Annotated in this window: 21 protein-coding genes and 1 tRNA gene; 8 read left to right on the forward strand and 14 right to left on the reverse strand. The window is 59.6% G+C overall.

Annotation, left to right across the window (positions count from 1 at the left end):
- Positions 1 to 168 precede the first annotated feature (168 nt).
- The 4 genes from ACR9ZC_RS12775 to ACR9ZC_RS12790 form a co-directional block, all read right to left on the reverse strand.
- Positions 169 to 927: a hypothetical protein gene (locus ACR9ZC_RS12775; RefSeq protein WP_481580556.1), complete on the reverse strand. Its 759-nt coding sequence runs from the start codon at positions 925 to 927 to the stop codon at positions 169 to 171.
- Positions 928 to 952: 25 nt separating this feature from the next.
- A complete protein-coding gene (locus tag ACR9ZC_RS12780) occupies positions 953 to 1,621 on the reverse strand; it encodes a hypothetical protein (RefSeq protein WP_481580557.1) in 669 nt (222 codons plus the stop codon).
- A gap of 20 nt (positions 1,622 to 1,641) precedes the next feature.
- Entirely contained in the window at positions 1,642 to 2,187 is a 546-nt protein-coding gene (locus ACR9ZC_RS12785; protein WP_481580558.1) for a hypothetical protein, read from the reverse strand.
- A 665-nt stretch (positions 2,188 to 2,852) separates the two neighbouring features.
- Positions 2,853 to 3,596: a hypothetical protein gene (locus ACR9ZC_RS12790; protein ID WP_481580559.1), complete on the reverse strand. Its 744-nt coding sequence runs from the start codon at positions 3,594 to 3,596 to the stop codon at positions 2,853 to 2,855.
- A gap of 550 nt (positions 3,597 to 4,146) precedes the next feature.
- On the opposite strand from ACR9ZC_RS12790, the gene ACR9ZC_RS12795 reads away from it, so the two are divergent.
- From ACR9ZC_RS12795 to ACR9ZC_RS12810, 4 genes are read left to right on the forward strand one after another with little or no spacing between them, the layout of a single operon-like run.
- Positions 4,147 to 4,611, forward strand: a complete 465-nt coding sequence (locus tag ACR9ZC_RS12795; RefSeq protein WP_481580383.1) for a hypothetical protein — start codon at positions 4,147 to 4,149, stop codon at positions 4,609 to 4,611.
- Complete coding sequence (gene istA, locus ACR9ZC_RS12800; RefSeq protein ID WP_481580382.1) at positions 4,601 to 6,100, forward strand: IS21 family transposase; 1,500 nt, start codon at positions 4,601 to 4,603, stop codon at positions 6,098 to 6,100. The genes ACR9ZC_RS12795 and istA overlap by 11 nt, the downstream gene beginning before the upstream one ends.
- The gene (gene istB / locus ACR9ZC_RS12805; protein WP_481580381.1) at positions 6,087 to 6,860 is read left to right on the forward strand and encodes an IS21-like element helper ATPase IstB; all 774 of its coding nucleotides are present in this window, start codon (positions 6,087 to 6,089) and stop codon (positions 6,858 to 6,860) included. Before istA ends, istB begins: the two co-directional genes overlap by 14 nt.
- Positions 6,857 to 7,072, forward strand: a complete 216-nt coding sequence (locus ACR9ZC_RS12810; RefSeq protein WP_481580380.1) for a hypothetical protein — start codon at positions 6,857 to 6,859, stop codon at positions 7,070 to 7,072. Before istB ends, ACR9ZC_RS12810 begins: the two co-directional genes overlap by 4 nt.
- Positions 7,073 to 7,217: 145 nt before the next feature.
- On the opposite strand, the gene ACR9ZC_RS12815 is transcribed toward ACR9ZC_RS12810, so the two are convergent.
- Positions 7,218 to 7,523: a hypothetical protein gene (locus ACR9ZC_RS12815; protein WP_481580560.1), complete on the reverse strand. Its 306-nt coding sequence runs from the start codon at positions 7,521 to 7,523 to the stop codon at positions 7,218 to 7,220.
- A gap of 277 nt (positions 7,524 to 7,800) precedes the next feature.
- On the opposite strand from ACR9ZC_RS12815, the gene ACR9ZC_RS12820 reads away from it, so the two are divergent.
- From ACR9ZC_RS12820 to ACR9ZC_RS12830, 3 genes are read left to right on the forward strand one after another with little or no spacing between them, the layout of a single operon-like run.
- Entirely contained in the window at positions 7,801 to 8,046 is a 246-nt protein-coding gene (locus tag ACR9ZC_RS12820; RefSeq protein WP_481580561.1) for a hypothetical protein, read from the forward strand.
- Positions 8,043 to 8,312 carry a hypothetical protein gene (locus ACR9ZC_RS12825; RefSeq protein ID WP_481580562.1) on the forward strand — a complete coding sequence of 90 codons (270 nt, stop codon included), beginning with the start codon at positions 8,043 to 8,045 and terminating at the stop codon, positions 8,310 to 8,312. Before ACR9ZC_RS12820 ends, ACR9ZC_RS12825 begins: the two co-directional genes overlap by 4 nt.
- 39 nt (positions 8,313 to 8,351) lie before the next feature.
- Positions 8,352 to 9,620 carry an IS256 family transposase gene (locus tag ACR9ZC_RS12830; protein ID WP_481580563.1) on the forward strand — a complete coding sequence of 423 codons (1,269 nt, stop codon included), beginning with the start codon at positions 8,352 to 8,354 and terminating at the stop codon, positions 9,618 to 9,620.
- Between the two features lie 105 nt (positions 9,621 to 9,725).
- On the opposite strand, the gene ACR9ZC_RS12835 is transcribed toward ACR9ZC_RS12830, so the two are convergent.
- From ACR9ZC_RS12835 to ACR9ZC_RS12875, 9 genes are all read right to left on the reverse strand, one after another.
- Positions 9,726 to 11,936, reverse strand: a complete 2,211-nt coding sequence (locus ACR9ZC_RS12835; RefSeq protein WP_481580564.1) for a DotA/TraY family protein — start codon at positions 11,934 to 11,936, stop codon at positions 9,726 to 9,728.
- 77 nt (positions 11,937 to 12,013) lie between these two features.
- Complete coding sequence (locus ACR9ZC_RS12840; protein WP_150668167.1) at positions 12,014 to 12,322, reverse strand: hypothetical protein; 309 nt, start codon at positions 12,320 to 12,322, stop codon at positions 12,014 to 12,016.
- Position 12,323: 1 nt separating this feature from the next.
- Positions 12,324 to 12,557 carry a hypothetical protein gene (locus ACR9ZC_RS12845; RefSeq protein ID WP_481580565.1) on the reverse strand — a complete coding sequence of 78 codons (234 nt, stop codon included), beginning with the start codon at positions 12,555 to 12,557 and terminating at the stop codon, positions 12,324 to 12,326.
- 55 nt (positions 12,558 to 12,612) lie between these two features.
- Entirely contained in the window at positions 12,613 to 12,822 is a 210-nt protein-coding gene (locus tag ACR9ZC_RS12850) for a hypothetical protein (RefSeq protein ID WP_246183822.1), read from the reverse strand.
- 83 nt (positions 12,823 to 12,905) lie between these two features.
- Positions 12,906 to 13,817, reverse strand: coding sequence for a site-specific integrase (locus ACR9ZC_RS12855; RefSeq protein WP_306440133.1), 912 nt, complete (start codon positions 13,815 to 13,817; stop codon positions 12,906 to 12,908).
- A 293-nt stretch (positions 13,818 to 14,110) separates the two neighbouring features.
- Positions 14,111 to 14,185: transfer RNA gene (locus ACR9ZC_RS12860), tRNA-Val, on the reverse strand.
- Between the two features lie 48 nt (positions 14,186 to 14,233).
- Positions 14,234 to 14,986 (reverse strand): DNA polymerase III subunit epsilon, encoded by a 753-nt coding sequence (dnaQ, locus tag ACR9ZC_RS12865; RefSeq protein ID WP_481582660.1) that lies wholly within the window; start codon positions 14,984 to 14,986, stop codon positions 14,234 to 14,236.
- A gap of 61 nt (positions 14,987 to 15,047) precedes the next feature.
- Positions 15,048 to 15,494, reverse strand: coding sequence for a ribonuclease HI (rnhA, locus tag ACR9ZC_RS12870; RefSeq protein ID WP_331567271.1), 447 nt, complete (start codon positions 15,492 to 15,494; stop codon positions 15,048 to 15,050).
- Position 15,495: 1 nt separating this feature from the next.
- Positions 15,496 to 16,365 (reverse strand): class I SAM-dependent methyltransferase, encoded by an 870-nt coding sequence (locus ACR9ZC_RS12875; RefSeq protein WP_481580566.1) that lies wholly within the window; start codon positions 16,363 to 16,365, stop codon positions 15,496 to 15,498.
- A gap of 17 nt (positions 16,366 to 16,382) precedes the next feature.
- Between ACR9ZC_RS12875 and gloB the strand changes: the two genes are divergently transcribed.
- Complete coding sequence (gene gloB / locus ACR9ZC_RS12880; RefSeq protein ID WP_481580567.1) at positions 16,383 to 17,174, forward strand: hydroxyacylglutathione hydrolase; 792 nt, start codon at positions 16,383 to 16,385, stop codon at positions 17,172 to 17,174.
- Positions 17,175 to 17,334 lie beyond the last annotated feature (160 nt).

Raw genomic sequence — 17,334 nt, forward strand, 5'->3', positions numbered from 1 at the left:
TTCCATAGATGTACTGGTGACGGGTATGGGACGCGCGTTGTCATTTTGTTTCACGTAATCAAAGGCCACCAAATATTAAGGGAATCGAAGCGCTGGTTGCCTACCTTTCTCACATAAGAATCGCGGTGGGGTTGCATGCACTTGCTCTGCCTACGGCCCGAATCGTTGTCAGGGCTGCGCCGGTACAACCCGGGCAGCGGGTCGCGGCTCCATTGTTGCAAGCAGGCGTTCTAGGAACGGAGGCAGCACTCGGCACAGACTGATCCGCTGGTGCATTTCGCCGCGATATGCGTCCAGTTTAGCTGGGTCGAAATGTCCGCCAACATAAGCTGTGCCGACCTGCTCAAGTGCAACCCGGCTTGCAATTGTCAATTTTCCACAATGGCTGTATGCGTTGTAGTGCTTCATGGCAGTGCGCATGTTAGCGACAGCACTGCCGCTTACTCCAAGCGTGCCGGCGTTCCATTCAAGCTGCTCGATCGCCTTGTGTCCCTGCGTGCGGTGATCATCATCGTCAACTTTCTGCCAATAGCGTGCCGTGACCGGTGGTTGATTTTTGTTCTTCTTGATGATGAGCGGCGCATCGGCTGAGCAAAGGATTGACATGGCGATTCCTTCGACCGCTTGTCGCATCAAGTTACCCGCCGCAGGCAACTTTCCCGCGAACAGCAGTTTCGTCGAAATGACGATATCGTCGAGCACTCCGTACGCAAACGCGGTGACGAGAGCGGTTTGCATAGTCTCAGCCTGATTTGCGGCTGCGTTGAGCGCGGGTATGAGCCGGAAACAGAGCGCCAGCGCGTCGGCTAGCTCTGTAAGCTCGCCGTCCAGATGCGCGGCGAACTCGGCTCGCACGTCGGCATCCTCGTCGAGCAGTTCGCGTTTGACGGCTTCAGGGGCGGACAGGTCAATTATCGGTGGCGCCATGGGTGCCTCCTTTGCGACTTGACATCTACTGAGTGACACTACCAAAAGCCGGGGCGCTTGGAGCCTTCGTCCGCAGCGTTTCCCCTACCTCGTAGGCGATCTGCCTGATGCTTGCCAACACAGGATTGCCCATCGCGTACGCAGTTTCAGGGCCGGTACTGAAGAACAACAGCAGCGAGTTCTCGCGCGTCAGGCGCCGATACGCTTCGTCGATCGTAGGGTCGATGTGTGCACCACCATCTTGGTTGGACACGGCAAGCACCAAGTCCCGGCGGCAGAATGTATTTCCGCGTTGATCCTTGATAACGGGGATATTCCACCAATCAGAAAACACTCTCTTGGATGGCCGTACACTCCCCATTCGCGAGGCCAGGAGCGGGACATATTTTGCTCCAGACATCGAATCGACGAGAACGGAGGTCAGCGCGAAATCAGAAGCACGATTCTTCGGGCTCAAGCGGTGGGCCGTATTGACGAAATACCCATTCCTCAACCCGAGTTGCTCGAGCAAAGCATGCGATTGTTTCGTTTGATGTAAGAGAACTCTGAGGCGAACTGCTATATTTTTGGCTTCAATCTCGTTGCCCGAGTCGAAGTTCTGGCACCCGAGTTTCAACAATTCGATTTGCTCGGAGAGGGCTTCCAGCAGGTCGCCTCTGCCGCGAGCAGTTTTCTTTTTTTCGTCCGTTGCCATGGGCCTTCCAATCGTTAGCGCTAGTATTCCGGCGTCATGCTGGTCAACCGCTCTTGTCCCATAGGCCGGATGAACAGCACGTCAGCGCCGTGGCAGGGACGATACCGTGCGTGATACGAGAAACATTCGTCCTCGAGTTCGCCAAAAAAATCGATCAAGTCTGGGCGTCGTCCGGTTTCCGCTCCAATGAGGTCGATGTCGTTGGGTGTGCCATCCTGGTTGTTCACTTGAACGTACACGGTCAGGTTAGACTCGCGCCCAATCCGCTCCAAGACTTCGAGCATGCAAATGCCGGACAGCAGGACGATTCCGCATTTCGCACGCGTTTGCTCGATTGCGGCTGTCAGTTCTTGGGGCCGTAGGGCTTCGACAAACACGCCCTGCTGATGCTCGACGAAATCATCGAGGTCGAGCCCTTGCACCGCGAGGCGACGCGCTATCTCGCGCATCAGTTCCGTCTTCCCGGCGAGCATGCACCCGTCAAACGTAATCAGGCCGTGCCTAATCTCGCGCACGCGGTGTTCCAAAGCATCGATGTCTGCCACTTCGATACGGGTTGTTCGCATGCTCGCTCCGGGGTGAGAGTCGCTGCAGTCTCCGATGATGCCTGCCGCAGCCGGGTATTGTAGCGCGGCCACACCGAACAACTTGGCCGTCGATCGTTCGCTCTCTAGAGTGTTTGACGGAAATTTCACACCCCGGCAAATCACTCGCCGGAAACGGGGCCACGCGGTTTGCATGCGGATGTTTCACGCGCGTGCGGACGACTTCAGTCGTGCGGAAAAATGGCGAGACATAATAGCGCTTATGTCAGACTGCAGTTTTCGATCGTTATAAAAATGACGTCATACGTAATCATGAGTCGGCTTGCGGTGGACGCTTTGACCGAAGCTACCTGCACGTCCGGTGGGCGCTCCTGTCGCTCTCCCGTGTATCGCAGTCCTTTTTGCGACATCTGTACCGTCGAGGCCGTGTCTGCGCGGCTCTCTTGACGCGAGATAAGAACAGGGGCGCAGGAGGCGCGACCAAATAACCTCAGAAGTCGAAGCGGGTAGCGACACGCAGATCGACCGAGTGGCCGGATAGTCGTCGCGCATAATGTCCAGCCATTCGCCAAGCGCCTCCCTGTGCCAATGATGCCCCAGAGACGCTTGGCGAACGGCGTCGAACTTGCGTCGATTCCGACGTATTCCGCTTGATAGAAACGGCAGCGGCCATCGTTTCGCAAGTGCTACCGGTTCTTTTTCTTACGGCGTTGGCTAATTTCCTTTCGTTGTTCAGCTTTTTTTATTTTCACCTGTTTATTCCATTCATTTGCGCCATTGGCGATATCTTGGTAAAGCCCGGTGCTAAATTTCAGGTTTGCAAGCAAATCCAGAATAAATGGAGAAACTTCGAAGTGCTGCTCTTCGAGGACATATTTTATAAATTTCGAACCAAAGAATGCATAAATCGCAGCGCAAACGATCGTTACTTGCGTCCAAAGTGACTGGGCCGCAGAAAATTGATTATGGCTGATTTCGTAAAGAAGGTAGGCGAAGTAAATGTAGAAGCCCGCCACTAGCGCATAAAGTGTCCATACAAGCCTCTTAGACATTTTAACGCCTACGAGTTTGATCTTTGATGCGGCTGAGAATGTAAAAATACTGTAAACCAAAAATGGCATTCCAAAAAAGGCGACGTCTAAGTTCGAAAGGCTGTAACTGCCTGGGGCCAGCGCCAGCAATATACATAAGGTGGCTCCTGAGATTATAGACACGAAAAGGTCTGTCTTGATTTCGCTGTAGAACTTAGTCATGTACGAGGAATTTTTTCCCGCGATGGCGAGCAGAAAATCGCAAATATATAAAAATGCGACTAGCCACATAGCCGACCCCCATCCGAAAACAAATAACGCTTTATTGGGATTTCCGTGACCAAGATAAAAATCAAAGGCGATGGTGGCCATCGCGAGCGCATAAAAAATATATTTCATCTCTTTGAGTTTCGCATTCTTAAGATGCACTATTGGAATTATTAAAATGCGTGCTGTTACCGAACAGGTTCACTCGGATCGGAATGTGAAGTCTAGGCGAATGCGCCTCTTTCTTCCTGCTTCCGGAATTGTGGCGTCATCGAACAGCGCGGCGCGACCAAATGTGAACGCCGGTCCAAATCCGACACTAAACGACGGCGTTCCGGAATCGAGCCACTGAGCGGCCGGATCTTATTGCGCGATGTGTAGGGAAGGTTGCGCTGGGCATTGACGACGCTTTGCGCGTCGTAAGGAGCCCGTAGGGCGAGTGCAGACGCGCAAAGCGCGTTGGGAGATGACGGCGGGAAGCGGTTGCGGTAGAAAGGCACAGCGCCGAAGAAACCACCGACGCGACCCCGGCTAAACCGCCAAGTTAACCCCGGAGTCGCGCCACACAAGTCAACGTGCAAAGCCAGGGGCTTTAACACAGGGAGCGCGTGCAGCCGCAGTATTCCACGGCTGGCGCGCTCCTGTCTATGCGTTCGTCTTCGGCGTTTCGATCGGAGCGCCGATGACCGAAGGCTATTGCCAAGAGCAGCCCACGGGCCGCCTGTTCCTTTGCGCCCGCTGTCGGGCACAGGTGTTCATTTGTCGCCGCTGTGATCGCGGCCAGATCTATTGCGCCAACGGCTGTGCGCAAGCGGCTCGCCGCGCGAGCCAGCGCGAAGCGGCCCAGCGTTACCAGCACTCTCGCCGTGGACGTCTCGCCCATGCGCAGCGCGCCCGGCGTTACCGGGCACGAATCAATAAAGTGACGCATCACGGTTCACTCGCGACGGCGTCCAGTGCTCTACTGGCTGCGGAGTCGATGCGCGCCGCCTTCGCTCATCATCGCGTCACGGCATCAGTGCCGACGGCGACGCATTGCCACCTATGCGGCAATGCGTGTTCGCCGTTCGTACGCCTTGGCCCGCTGCGCCGTCGAGCTTTCCATTCCATCTACCGATTGCGGGGAGGCTCTGAAGGTGACGATTGACGCTGAACTCGAAGCCCATATCCTGCGGCTCTATCACGTCGAGAAGTGGCGCTGCGGCACCATCGCGCGGCAACTGCACGTGCATCGCGACACCGTCAAACGGGTGCTCGCGCAGGCCGGCTTGCCGCGCCATGGATCGGCGCCGCGCTCTTCGATGATCGAGCCATATCTGCCGTTCATTGGCCAGACGCTCGAGAAGTATCCGACACTCACCGCCAGTCGCCTTTACGGTATGGTGCGTGAGCGCGGCTATCAGGGCGGCCCCACGCACTTCCGGCATCTGATCTCGCTGCACCGGCCGCGCCCGCCTGCCGAGGCGTACCTGCGGCTGCGCACGTTGCCCGGCGAACAGATGCAATGCGATTGGGGGCACTTCGGTCACTTGCAGATCGGCCGAGCGCGCCGGCCCTTGATGGCCTTCGTGATGGTGCTCTCATACTCGCGCGATCTGTATCTTCGGTTCTTCCTCGACGCGCGCATGGAGAACTTCCTGCGCGGCCATATCGGCGCCTTCACCTGCTGGGGCGGGCTCGGCAGGGTCATCCTCTACGACAACCTGAAGAGCGCCGTGCTCGAACGCCAGGGCGAGGCCATCCGTTTCCATCCGACGCTGCTCGCCTTCGCCGCGCACTATCGCTTCGAGCCCAGGCCGGTGGCCATTGCGCGCGGCAATGAGAAGGGCCGCGTTGAGCGTGCGATTCGACATGTCCGCGACGCGTTCTTCGCGGCCAGGCAGTTCACCGATCTGGACGATCTGAATGCGCAAGCCGAGCACTGGTGCCGCACGCAGGCGGCCGATCGCCCGTGCCCGGAGGATCGCATGATCAGCGTGCGCCAAGCATTTACTCAAGAACAGCCAACGCTGCTTGCGCTGCCCGAGAACCCGTATCCCGTCGAGGAAACGCTCGCCGTCAAAGTCGGCAAGACGCCCTACGTGCGCTTCGATCTGAACGACTACTCGATCCCGCACACGCACGTGCGGCGCACGCTCACGATACGCGCCGATCTCGAGCAGGTACGTGTGCTCGATGGCGCCGAGATCATTGCCCGCCACGCTCGCAGTTTCGACCGCGGCGCGCAAATCGAAGAGCCCGTTCACATCGAGACGCTCGTCGGCGTCAAACGCGAGGCCCGGCATCATCGCGGAATGGATCGCTTGGCCAAAGCCGCCCCTGCTAGCCAAGACCTGCTGCGCCGCGCGGCTGAACGCAATGCGAATCTGGGCACCATCACGGCGGCGTTGCTGCGTCTGCTCGAACGATACGGCGCTGCGCAATTGCAGGCCGCAATCGGAGATGCGCTCGAAAGCGGCGTTCCGCACCCGAACGCCGTGCGCTTGGCGCTGGAGCGCCGCCGCGAAGAGCAGCAGCTACCGCCGCCGCTTGCCGTGTGTCTGCCACCGCACGTACGCCAGAAGGACACGCCGGTTCGACCACACCGGCTCGACACCTACGACCAACTCGCCGGAGGCTCCGATGAGCTCGCTTGAATCATTGCGTACGCGCGCACAGGAATTACGTTTGCACGGGCTGTTGGCCCACTGGCCGGAAGTTGCGCAGCAGCCGTGGGTCGCCCCGCTCGTGCAGTGGGAAGAAGACGAGCGAGCCCGTCGCTCGCTCGAGCGGCGCATCAAGGAAGCGCATCTGGGTGGATTCAAAGCCCTATGCGACTTCGATTGGGCTTGGCCGTCACGATGTGATCGCGGCGCCATCGAGGATCTGATGACGCTCGGGTTCATGAAGGACGCCGCCAACGTCGTGCTCATCGGCCCGAACGGCGTGGGCAAGTCGACGCTAGCGAAGAACATCGCGCATCAGGCGCTCGTGCATGGGCATACGGTGCTGTTCACCACCGCCGGCAACATGCTGGGCGAACTGGCCGCGCTCGATAGCGATTCAACGCTGCGCCGGCGCCTGCGTCGCTATGCTGCGCCCGACGTCCTTGTAATCGACGAGGTCGGATACCTCTCGTACTCGAATCGCCATGCGGATCTGCTGTTCGAACTGATCAGCCGCAGATACCAGAACAACAGCACGATCGTGACATCGAATCGACCGTTCGCCGAATGGCACGAAGTGTTCCCCAACGCTGCCTGCGTCGTCTCGCTCGTCGATCGCCTGGTGCATCTGGCCGAGGTCATCTCGATCGAAGGCGAATCGTACCGCCTGAAAGAAGCTCGCGAGCGGGCTGACAAACGCGCCCGCCAGCGCAGTCCCGGCAAATCGGCCAAGGGAGGGCAGACATCATGAAAGCCCCGCTGTTGCCTTCCGGTCGAACGCGCGGCCTGAGCTTCGTCGTGCCCGATGATTGGACGCCCGAGCAGGCGCTCGCCGTGTTCGAGCTACTCGACGACCTGCGTGAAGTGATTTGCGCCCGATATCTGCCCGACATGCAGCGGGTCCTACGTGACGATCGCCGGCAACACGAGCTGCCGCTCAACGAGTGCGATCCGCCGTTCTGATCGATGTCATTGACGACAAAGGGGCCCACGCGGCCCCTTTGTTCTTGAGTGATTCGCTCAACCTTGCGCCGTCGTTTAGCGTCGGTTTTACACCGGCGCTAACACCAAAGAACCTCACGCATTGTCCGCAGCAACCACGAGGCAGTCAGGAGGGCGCAACGTGTTTCGGCGTCATCCAGGGCAGCGCACGCGGTGCCAGAACGGTCGTGCCAGCGCCGTTCCACGCGAAGCCGAACTGGAAATCCTGTTCGGCGGGCAGGACGAAAATGTGCGGCTCGCCCTGCACTTCGCCCCGCCATCCCGCTTCGCGGGCGGAATCCAGCGCATCCGCCAGTTCGGCGTCGATCAGTTCGACGGCCGCTTGCCCCGAATCTACGCCCAGCCGCTCCTTCCATTCGTTTAGATCAAACATGCCAAGGAAGCTGGAATCGGTCTTTTCGAATTCGTACACGTGCCACACCATCGTTTCGGCTCCTTGTTAATGACCAGGCCAACTCAGGTGTTATCGGCAAAAAAGGCCACAGTCTGAAGCCGAACCAAAAAGCTGAACCGATTAGAACGTGGCCTTTAGCAGAACGTGGCCTTTAGCGTCGTTACGCAAGTCACCGGCTCGCGGCTGCCCTACGATTGAGGTTATTTGGTCGCGCCTGCGCGGTGCAGGGGGCGAAATCAACCCTTTCGAGGGTCGGGGCAGCTGGCGTATGCTTGTAATGAAAGGAGAAAACGCCATGCCACCCGACAAATTGGGTCGTTTCATGATGAGCCCCGAGTTTCTGGAGCGGGCGAAGGCCGCCGTCGCCAGAGCCGTTCGCGATCTAGAGTTTCGCGGTATTCAGCCCGTTTATCTCGATCGGAAGGCAGGCCGGATTGTCGGCGGCGGCGATGACGCCTCGCGCACAAACGACTCTTGCGACGGTCGGCGAACTCCCGATATATTGAAGGGCCAAGATCAAATCCGAGGGGCCGGGGAATGAGCGATAACGGGGTAGCGCTTGGCAGGGCGTTCGCTGCTGAGCGGAGCGCAGCGGAGTGGAAGGCTTATGCGAGAAAGCTCGAGCAACAACTTCTGGTTGCGCAAGCCAATCTCGCGGGCCACAAAGCACTCAAGGAAATTGCGATTCGAGAATTGGCGAAGATAGATTCGGCGCACTTTTTGACGGATCAGCAGAACCGCCAGCGACTGTTTGATGAGCAATTCGATGCCGTAGTGTCTGGCGGTCGGAGCCTGTCAGAATTTTAGTGTGCCGAGGTCATGAGACGATAACGGAAATTACGTCCTATGACCGAAGCAACCGTGACCAAGAAGAGCAAGAACCCGAAGGCGCCGAAGCTGTTCCCTGACGAACTGATCGATCAATTGCTGGCGCAGATTCAGAACAAGGATGCCGAGTCGGTTCTCGGCGAATCGGGCCTGGCCGGGCAACTGAAGAAGCGACTGGCTGAGCGCATGCTGGCAGCGGAGCTCACGCATCACCTGGAGAACGAGGCTGAGCAAGGCAAGGCCGGCAACCACCGCAACGGTACGAGCCCCAAGACGGTCCTCACGCCCAACGGCGAACTGAATCTGGACATTCCGCGCGATCGGCAGGCGACGTTCGAGCCGCAGCTAGTGGGCAAATATCAACGCCGGCTGCCAGGCTTTGATGACCACGTCATCAGCATGTACGCGCGCGGCATGAGCGTGCGCGAGATCCAAGGCCATTTGCTGGAGCTATATGGCCTACAGGTGTCGCCCGACCTGATTTCGACCGTCACCGATGAGGTGCTGGCCGAAGTCGAACAGTGGCAGCAACGCCCCCTCGAAGCGATGTATCCGATCGTGTATTTCGACGCACTTCGGCTGAAGATTCGCGACGAAGGCACGGTCAAGAACAAGGCGGTGTACCTCGCGCTGGGCATTCGGGCCGACGGCCGTAAGGAAGTGCTGGGTTTGTGGATCGAGCAAACCGAAGGCGCCAAGTTCTGGCTGAAGGTCTTCAACGAACTGAAGAACCGCGGCTTGCACGACATCCTGATCGCCGTCGTCGATGGCTTGCGCGGTTTCCCCGAGGCGATCGAAGCGGTGTATCCGGCCGCCCAGATCCAGACATGCATCGTGCACCTGATCCGCAATTCGCTGAATCTGGCGAGCTGGAAGGACCGTAAGCCGTTGGCTGCGGCGCTCAAGCCGATCTATCAGGCCGCCACCGCCGAAGCCGCTGAGGCGGCGCTGCAAGCCTTCTCGCAAAGCGAATGGGGCAAGAAATTCCCAACGGTCGCCGCGATGTGGCAGCGCCAATGGGAACAAGTCATCCCATTCTTCGCCTATCCGCCGGAAGTACGCAAAATCATATACACGACCAACGCGATCGAGAGCATGCACATGCAGTTGCGTAAGATCGTCAAGAACCGAGGTCACTTCCCAAGCGACGAAGCCGCAAGCAAACTGCTGTACCTGGCCTTGCGCAACATCGAAAAGGATTGGAAGATGCCACCGATCACTTGGCGGCAAGCAGTCAATCAGTTCGCCATCCTGTTCGGCGAGCGATTCACCGCCGCCATCAGCTGAGATTTTTAACCGACCTCAGCACACAAACTTCCTGACACCTCCGGCGGTCGTCGCGCCGCGTAGCGCTACCGAAGAACGAGCCCGCCCAAAATGGGCGGGTATGTCCTACCCCAAGTCTCGACCGGCGTCGTGCGGGCCGGTTGAGTTCGGAGGATCGCCGCCCCCAAGCCCCAATACTGAGGGCACGTGGCCACGCGCGGTGTTGCCTCCTTGACCAACACCCCCACCGAATAGGCGATTCACACGATCCTCCAGTTCCGGCATGCGCGACGCCATCTGACCACCGACCCACGAGAACACCTGGTCAGGCACGATGTGAATCAAACTGAACGTACTGTTGCACAGCGTCTGGCACATACTAACGTAGAGGACGATGTAGCCGATGATGGTCACGAGGCCCGTCGTTGAATCATATTGGGCGTTTTGCATGGCAACGCCGAACATCGAGTTCAGTAGCGTTCCAAGGACCACGATGCCCGCTCCGGCCAAGACGAAGCCGATTTCCATGAAGACCGGTCTGAACATGACGTTTAGCAGGAAGATGTAGCCGTGCGTCGGCCTTTGTCCCAACCCTTCACCTTCGCCATCAAGATGCGTCATTGCCCAAAGTGGTGACGCGACCATCGATTCGCCGACAACGGCATACCATGACAAAACGCCGCTGAACCAGATGATGAACGGAAGCATCGGGATGTAGATCGACAGCATCGCGCCGAAGAAGAACAACGTGATGCACATGATCACGATGAACGGAGCGAGTGCGTTCAGAATCCCTTTTGCTGCGCCAGCAATGACGTCCGACATGCCCCAGGTAGCGACATCGGCAGCGGCCGACACGATTTTTCCAGCTTTGGTCTCCTTTGCTTCAGCTAAGCCTTCCAACGCCGCATAGCCGGCGAGCGCAGTCCAACCGGCATCAAGGATATAGTCACCTAGGTTCTTCATGCCGATCAGCGGGTTCGTCGTGCCTCCGGGGCCTTGACCTGAGTTCAGGCTGACCATCCACTTCACTATGCCTTGGCCATCGAAGATCTTACTGACAACGCTCCTCGCGTTCCCTAGGCCAGTAATGCCACTTCCGGACAGATTTGCAGCACTCTGCGCTGCAGTCGCCGACGCATCTTGCTGATTCTGCTGCGTATACGTCGCGCTGACCTTCCGGTATAGCTGCGGGTACGGCATGTTGTCGGGATCAGTGCCCGGCACAGCGGCGGCCGTCGCGTTCGCGAGCGTCGTCACTTGCGAGTTCGCTTGGGCGAAGGTTTGATACCACGCGCCCATCATGATCCAGCCGTCGCGTTGGAGGTTTGACTGAATCACGCTCGCGAGTCCGCTGATCGCGTTCGAGGAATTCGATATCGCCTGCGAAATCGTAGCCTGGTACTGGAGCGCAGCCTGATTGATGATGTTCTGCGGATCTGCCGGCTGCGCCTGTCCGTTCACGGATAAAACGTAAGCTTGCGCAGCAGCAGACAACGTAGACTGAAGCGTGCTCAGCGCGCTTTGATGTGAGCTGAGCATCTGCGAGTAGATTGATCCGGGGTCGAGCGAATAGACGGCCATGCCGTCATACGATGGCAGCGTCGGTGGTGGTGTAATGTTGATCTCAGCCCCGCCGCACGAAAGTCCGCGTTGGTTCATGAGCACGACCTTGTTGTTCGTCGTGATAGCAGTGAAATTCTCGGCCGGATCGACGGACACGCCGCTGTCGTTCGGCATGTTCGCGATCGCCGTGTTAGCCGCCTGCGCGCAAAGGTTCGCTTCGAAGAGAGCTTTCGCCAGTGTGGTGGCCTGCGGCGAAGCTGGCGTTGCGATCATCGAGCCACCGCTGTTGAGCACTGAAACCGCCGCGTCGAGCGACAGGTTCGCAATGCCCACGCCGAGCATTGTTCCCCACAGCATCACCATCTGTGCGCCGCAGTAGCCGCCGAACATAGGAACGAGGCCAGCGAAGCCCGCGCCCAAGCGGATGATGAACCATGGTGACGATTTCTTCTGCCCCATGAACTCACCGTCCTGCCCGGTCGCTATCATCGCGGAACCAAAGTGATACATGGCCCAAATCGCACCGACCGCGAGCATGCACGAATTCAGCACGAGGAACATTTGCGCAATCATGCCTCCCGACCCGCCACCGGCCGCAAGCGGGTTGTGTACCACCGACCCGTAGACCAGCTCCAGCAGCGACATCGACTTGTCGCCGCCTCTGTTCGCCGCGTTCTGAATGTCCCCCATCGACACAGACGACTGCGCAAAGGACGTTGCCGATGTCAGCGTGATAACCACCGCGGTTGCGGCTCGCTTGACCTTGCTCATTGAAACGTGATGGCGTGAGCATAGGCCTGCATGAGCGAAGCAACGGGAGAGGTCGTTTGTCTTCGATTGGTTGCTGCTCATTGCCGGATCTCCCTCGCAACTTCGTTTTCGAGTGCTTCGTACGCCTGCTTCAGCAGGAATCCCCAGAAAAAAATGACCCACGCGACGGCCACGGCGACGCCGAGCCAATTCGACCAGCTTCCCCTGCCGTGATGGATGCGCGCCCACCAAAGCGAAGCGCACAGGAAGCAATGCACGAGCACACAAACCTGGGCAATCAAGCAGGCGTCCCTGAACTGCTCGCGCGTCAAGACACCACGAGCCCGGCGTCGGCGCAGAGCGAGTGGCAACGCTCGTATTACGCGAAAGAAGTGGTTAGTTTCCATGTCACCTCGCACGATGCAGCGCGAACCACTGCCGCCGCGTCATGGGAATTTCCACGCAGACGCCGTTCACAACCTGCACCTCCATGGTCTGCTGGTTGTAGAACCCCTCCCAGATCGCGACGATGTCTGGGGGCGTGCCGGGCGGCTCGACGCCCAACGGGTCAGACGGCGAAGTTTGGGCGACTGCCAGCGGTGACACCGCGATCAGCGCAGCAAACGCAAAGGCAGCGTTCATGCTCGCCTCCCGTAGCATTGTTGACCGAGCGAAATGACCTTTTGCGTTATGCACGTCAGTGCCCCCCTGCGTAGACGACGGCGCGGCGCAAGTCATACAAGCCAAACAGGTAGCCCCTCATTTCGCCCGGTTCGGTGCGCTCGATCAGCGTCTTCAATCGATCAAGAGGCATGCGAAATGGGTCTTCTGTTTCGAAGACAATCGACAGTTCGCAATCGAGCGACAGGCCGTTCAGCGGGTGGGCCGGTAAAATGGATGCAGCCATGATTTCACCTCTCTTGTTCAGGTGAGTTGTGGTTAGGCGTGCTGGCCGGTAGCCGCCGGTCAGCACGCCGCTTTCGCGTCGATTCAGCCAAGTTTCCGGGCCAAATCAGTGGCACGTGGCTTGTAATAGACCCGGTGCAGTACGTTGAGGGTGCGGTGGCCGGTGATGGCGGCCAATTCCAGGACACTGTCCACGCGGTCCGCGAGGCGCGTGCAGGCCTCTCGGCGAAGATCGTGGAAGTGAAGGTCGTCGAGTTGGGCGCGCTCACAGGCACGAAGGAAAACCTTCTTCAGCGAATCGGCGGAGATGGGAAAGACGCGGCCGGTGATGTGGCGGGGGAGGGCGGACAACGTGGCCACAGCGCGGCTCGATAGTGGCACGTCCCTCGATTCACCGTTCTTCGTATCGTGCAGACGGACGTACCGATCCTCCAGAAACACGTCGGACCAGCGCAGCGACAAGATTTCGCTTCGTCGCATCGCGGTTTCGACCGCGATAATGACGATCGGTCGTACCCAGTCGTTTCGACTGCCGCCGCGTTCAAAGCGACCGTTTTCGTCGCGTGGACTGGCTGCCAATTCTGCGAGCAGTCGCTGTTCTTCGTCGTGCGACAGCCGACGGGTGCGAGCTCGGTTTTCTCGCGGACGACGGATGAGTGATACCGGGTTGACATCTATGTGGACGTCCCATTCCTTGCGCGCCACATTGAGGACATGCCCAATGAGCGTTAGCTCACGGTTGACAGTCGATCCTGTGACCGGTTTTCGTTTTGCATCGCCGGCCAATCGGCGATCGCGGTAGTCCGCGATGACCTTGCTCGATAGAGCAGTGATTTTGTATTGTGAAATGAGGTCTTCGCGCAGTTTTTTTATCCGCTCGATTTCGCCCGCACCGCTCTTCTTATGGGGCGAGACCTCGTTGGCGTATCGCTTCAAGAGGTCGTCAAGCGTGTTGCGCTCCGCTTCCGTTCTATCGACAAAGGTCCCTCGATCCATGTCGGACTCGATGCACCGTGCCCAAGCTTCGGCTAAAGCCTTTGTGTCGAACGTGCGTGTTTGGGTGGGGTAGCCGCGCCGACGTATGAACGCGCCCCAATAGTTTCCCCGCTTTAGGATTGATGCCACTGGATGCTCCAGACAGTTGTTCGTCGTTGTCTGGGGCTGATTTTCGAGGTGCACCGCTCGCGCACCAAAAGGGCATTTCGCGAGGTTTGCAAACGCAAAGAAAAAGGCCCTCGGCTAACGCCTGAGGGCCTTTATTCTTCGGGCTTCCTACATACCCATGAATCTGGTGGGTAGTACTGGGATCGAACCAGTGACCCCTGCCGTGTGAAGGCAGTGCTCTACCGCTGAGCTAACCACCCGAAGAGCCTCGGATTATGGCAGACGCCGCATTGCGCGTAAAGCGCTTTTTAAGCGGCTTGCGCAACGGCGGCATCGCCGTCGTCGCCCGCCGGCTCCCGTCGCCAGACGCTTGTCCCCTTGGTCGCCTTTTCGATATCGTCGAGCACAGCCTGGTGCGCCGCGAGTTCCTCGCCCTGCGCCGCCAGGACGGGCAGCACCACCGACTCGAGCACCGCACCGGCGCGCGGTGCGGCGACATCCGCCTGCGCCGGCGCGTCGCCCAACATATCGATGACGAGGCTTTCCTGGCCACGCGTCATCGCTAGATAGACCTCGGCCAGCAGTTCCGAGTCGAGCAACGCGCCGTGCAGCGTGCGGTGCGCATTGCTGATACCGAAGCGATCGCACAGGGCATCGAGCGAATTGCGCTTGCCCGGGAACATCGACTTCGCCTGAACGAGCGTATCGATCACGCTCGCATAGTGTTCCGAGAACGGTGGCAATCCAAGCAACGCGAACTCGGCTTCGAGAAAGGCCAGATCGAATGCCGCGTTGTGGATGACGAGCTCGGCGCCGCGCAGATAGTCGCGCAGTTCATCGACGATTTCGGCGAACTTCGGCTTATCGCTCAAAAACTCGGTGGTCAGCCCGTGAACGGCCAGCGCCCCTGGATCGCTGTCGCGTTCGGGGTTGATATAAAAATGCAGATTGTTGCCGGTCAGCCGGCGGTTGATCAGTTCGACGCCGCCGATTTCGATGATGCGGTCGCCTGTGCGTGCATTGAGGCCTGTGGTTTCGGTATCGAGGACGATCTGGCGCATAGTCGACAAGGTAGTTCAAAAACGGTTGTTTCGAGGCACGCGCGGCGCAACGGCCACGCACTCAACCAACGGCCAGCGCGGCGACGCCGCGGTTCGCCAGCGCATCGGCCCGCTCGTTCTCGGGATGCCCGGCGTGGCCTTTCACCCAGCGCCACTCGATTTCATGCATGGCCGCCAGTGCGTCGAGCCGCCTCCAGAGGTCGGCGTTTTTCACGGGCGTTCTCGCGGCCGTCATCCAATTCTTTTTCTTCCAGCCGTGAATCCACTCGCTGATGCCTTTTTGCACGTATTGCGAATCGGTATGGATGACGGCCTTGCACGGACGCTTCAAGGCTTCGAGCGCGGCGATGACTGCCATCAGCTCCATGCGGTTGTTCGTCGTGCAGGCCTCGCCGCCGAAGAGTTCCTTCTCTTGCGTGCCGTAGCGCAACAGCGCGCCCCATCCGCCGGGGCCCGGGTTGCCCTTGCACGCGCCGTCCGTATAGATTTCGATGAACTCGGGCGTCACGTCATATTCTCGGGTTGTGTGTCTTGTGAGTCGCTGCGGGCGTGAGCCCCGGTGCGAGCACCGGCTTTTTCGTCCTGACGGGGCCAATGAGCCGCATGCCGCGCACGCGCTTGACCGCCGTCACCATGTAGGCAGCACCGAAAATGGGCCACCATCGGTCGCCGGCATCTTCCATGAACGAAAAGCGCGTAAGCCACTTTTCGCCGACGAGGGGCGGACGATAGCAGCCGAAGCGTCCGCGTTCAAGTTCGAAGCCGAGCAACTTGATCCAGTCCTTGATGCGCGTGAATGCGATGAGGTCTTGTGCGGCCGGCACGAAAGGGCGTCCGGTCATTTTGCCCACCGATTGCCGCACGCCCCACAAGCTGAGCGAATTGAAGCCAAGAATGATCAGTTGCCCCTCGGGCATCAGCACGCGCTCGGCCTCGCGCAGCAGGCGGTGCGGATCGCGCGTGAATTCGAGCGTATGGGGCATCACGATCAGATCGACGCTTTGCGCTTCGAACGGCAAATCCAGTAGGTCGCACCAGACCGTGGTGCGACCATCGGGCGCGAAGCGGTCGCTTGCCGCGAGCGGCACATCGGGCGGCACCGGCGGTATGGGCGATACAGGCGGCGCAAGCGGGTCGGGCGCGGCCGGCGGAAAACGATAGGGCGAGCTTGCGCCGCTGGCAGCGTCCAGCACGAGCGCGCGGCACGGCATACGGTTTTCCCGCAGCGCGTCGAGCTGCGGCAGGCCGAGTTGCAGCGCGTGATAACCGAATACGTTGGATACGACGCGGTCGAGCTGCGCCTGCTCCCACGCCAGGACGTAACGGCCGGGCGGAGAGTCGGTCCAGGCGGGCCAGTCTATAATCGGTCGATCAGACATCGTGTGGTGCGTCGCCTATGAATACGCTCGAATACGTGCCGGTGCCGGCCTTTACGGACAACTACATCTGGCTCGTGTCGAACGGGCGCGATGCGGTCGTGGTCGACCCGGGCGAAGCCGCTCCGGTGCGCGCGTTTCTCGCGCAACGACGCTTGCGACTGAGCGCTATTTTACTCACGCACCACCATGCCGACCATGTCGGCGGTGTCGCCGATCTTTGCGGCGACTCATCGATCCCCGTCTATGGGCCGGCGGCGGAAGCCATCGCCGAGGTCACGCACCCTCTGTCGGGCGGAGATCGCGTGCGCCTCGAATCGCCCGCGATGGACCTGGCGGTGCTCGACGTGCCCGGCCATACACGCGGGCATATCGCGTACTTCCAGGACGGCCGCGCCGGCGCGGCGCCCCATGTGTTCTGCGGCGATACGCTCTTCGCCTGCGGTTGCGGGCGGCTCTTCGAAGGCACGCCGGCGCAGATGCTTGCCTCGCTCGACGCGCTCGCGGCATTGCCCGGTGAAACGCAAGTGCATTGCGCACACGAATATACGCTGGCCAATATCCGCTTCGCGCTGGCCTGCGAGCCCGGCAATGCCGAACTGCGGGCGTGGCAGGAGGAGGCGGCGGCACGCCGCGCGCGCGAGGAGCCGACGCTGCCCACCACGATCGCGCACGAGCGCGCCGTGAACCCGTTTCTGCGCGCGCAGCGCGACGAGATTCGCGCCACGCTCGCCGAACAACTCCATGAGACGGTGCCCGATAAGTTGACCTCGTTCACGCTGATGCGCGAGTGGAAAAACCGCTTCCGCTAGGCGTGGCATGGCGCGACACGAGCAGGCCACTGCGGTGAAAGCGGGTACCCGGCTCGGAAAACGAATCGAAAACGTGCGCCAAGCCTCGGATTTGTCAGCATTTTTTTGGCTTTTCAGTTGACGCGGCCGGCATGCTTTCGTACTATCGCCTGCAAATTTC

Source organism: Trinickia sp. HAY1-2D (assembly GCF_056754935.1).

What these genes read in the sequence shown, in the direction of transcription:
- ACR9ZC_RS12820 (WP_481580561.1), top strand. Translation starts at nt 7,801, where the DNA reads ATGCCACCCGACAAATTGGGTCGTTTCATGATGAGCCCCGAGTTTCTG.
- ACR9ZC_RS12875 (WP_481580566.1), bottom strand. Translation starts at nt 16,365, where the DNA reads ATGTCTGATCGACCGATTATAGACTGGCCCGCCTGGACCGACTCTCCG.
- ACR9ZC_RS12790 (WP_481580559.1), bottom strand. Translation starts at nt 3,596, where the DNA reads ATGAAATATATTTTTTATGCGCTCGCGATGGCCACCATCGCCTTTGAT.
- ACR9ZC_RS12850 (WP_246183822.1), bottom strand. Translation starts at nt 12,822, where the DNA reads ATGGCTGCATCCATTTTACCGGCCCACCCGCTGAACGGCCTGTCGCTC.
- gloB (WP_481580567.1), top strand. Translation starts at nt 16,383, where the DNA reads ATGAATACGCTCGAATACGTGCCGGTGCCGGCCTTTACGGACAACTAC.
- ACR9ZC_RS12835 (WP_481580564.1), bottom strand. Translation starts at nt 11,936, where the DNA reads ATGAGCAAGGTCAAGCGAGCCGCAACCGCGGTGGTTATCACGCTGACA.
- ACR9ZC_RS12780 (WP_481580557.1), bottom strand. Translation starts at nt 1,621, where the DNA reads ATGGCAACGGACGAAAAAAAGAAAACTGCTCGCGGCAGAGGCGACCTG.
- istB (WP_481580381.1), top strand. Translation starts at nt 6,087, where the DNA reads ATGAGCTCGCTTGAATCATTGCGTACGCGCGCACAGGAATTACGTTTG.
- ACR9ZC_RS12830 (WP_481580563.1), top strand. Translation starts at nt 8,352, where the DNA reads ATGACCGAAGCAACCGTGACCAAGAAGAGCAAGAACCCGAAGGCGCCG.
- ACR9ZC_RS12795 (WP_481580383.1), top strand. Translation starts at nt 4,147, where the DNA reads ATGACCGAAGGCTATTGCCAAGAGCAGCCCACGGGCCGCCTGTTCCTT.
- ACR9ZC_RS12845 (WP_481580565.1), bottom strand. Translation starts at nt 12,557, where the DNA reads ATGAACGCTGCCTTTGCGTTTGCTGCGCTGATCGCGGTGTCACCGCTG.
- ACR9ZC_RS12855 (WP_306440133.1), bottom strand. Translation starts at nt 13,817, where the DNA reads ATGGATCGAGGGACCTTTGTCGATAGAACGGAAGCGGAGCGCAACACG.
- ACR9ZC_RS12825 (WP_481580562.1), top strand. Translation starts at nt 8,043, where the DNA reads ATGAGCGATAACGGGGTAGCGCTTGGCAGGGCGTTCGCTGCTGAGCGG.
- ACR9ZC_RS12810 (WP_481580380.1), top strand. Translation starts at nt 6,857, where the DNA reads ATGAAAGCCCCGCTGTTGCCTTCCGGTCGAACGCGCGGCCTGAGCTTC.
- ACR9ZC_RS12785 (WP_481580558.1), bottom strand. Translation starts at nt 2,187, where the DNA reads ATGCGAACAACCCGTATCGAAGTGGCAGACATCGATGCTTTGGAACAC.
- dnaQ (WP_481582660.1), bottom strand. Translation starts at nt 14,986, where the DNA reads ATGCGCCAGATCGTCCTCGATACCGAAACCACAGGCCTCAATGCACGC.
- ACR9ZC_RS12840 (WP_150668167.1), bottom strand. Translation starts at nt 12,322, where the DNA reads ATGGAAACTAACCACTTCTTTCGCGTAATACGAGCGTTGCCACTCGCT.
- ACR9ZC_RS12775 (WP_481580556.1), bottom strand. Translation starts at nt 927, where the DNA reads ATGGCGCCACCGATAATTGACCTGTCCGCCCCTGAAGCCGTCAAACGC.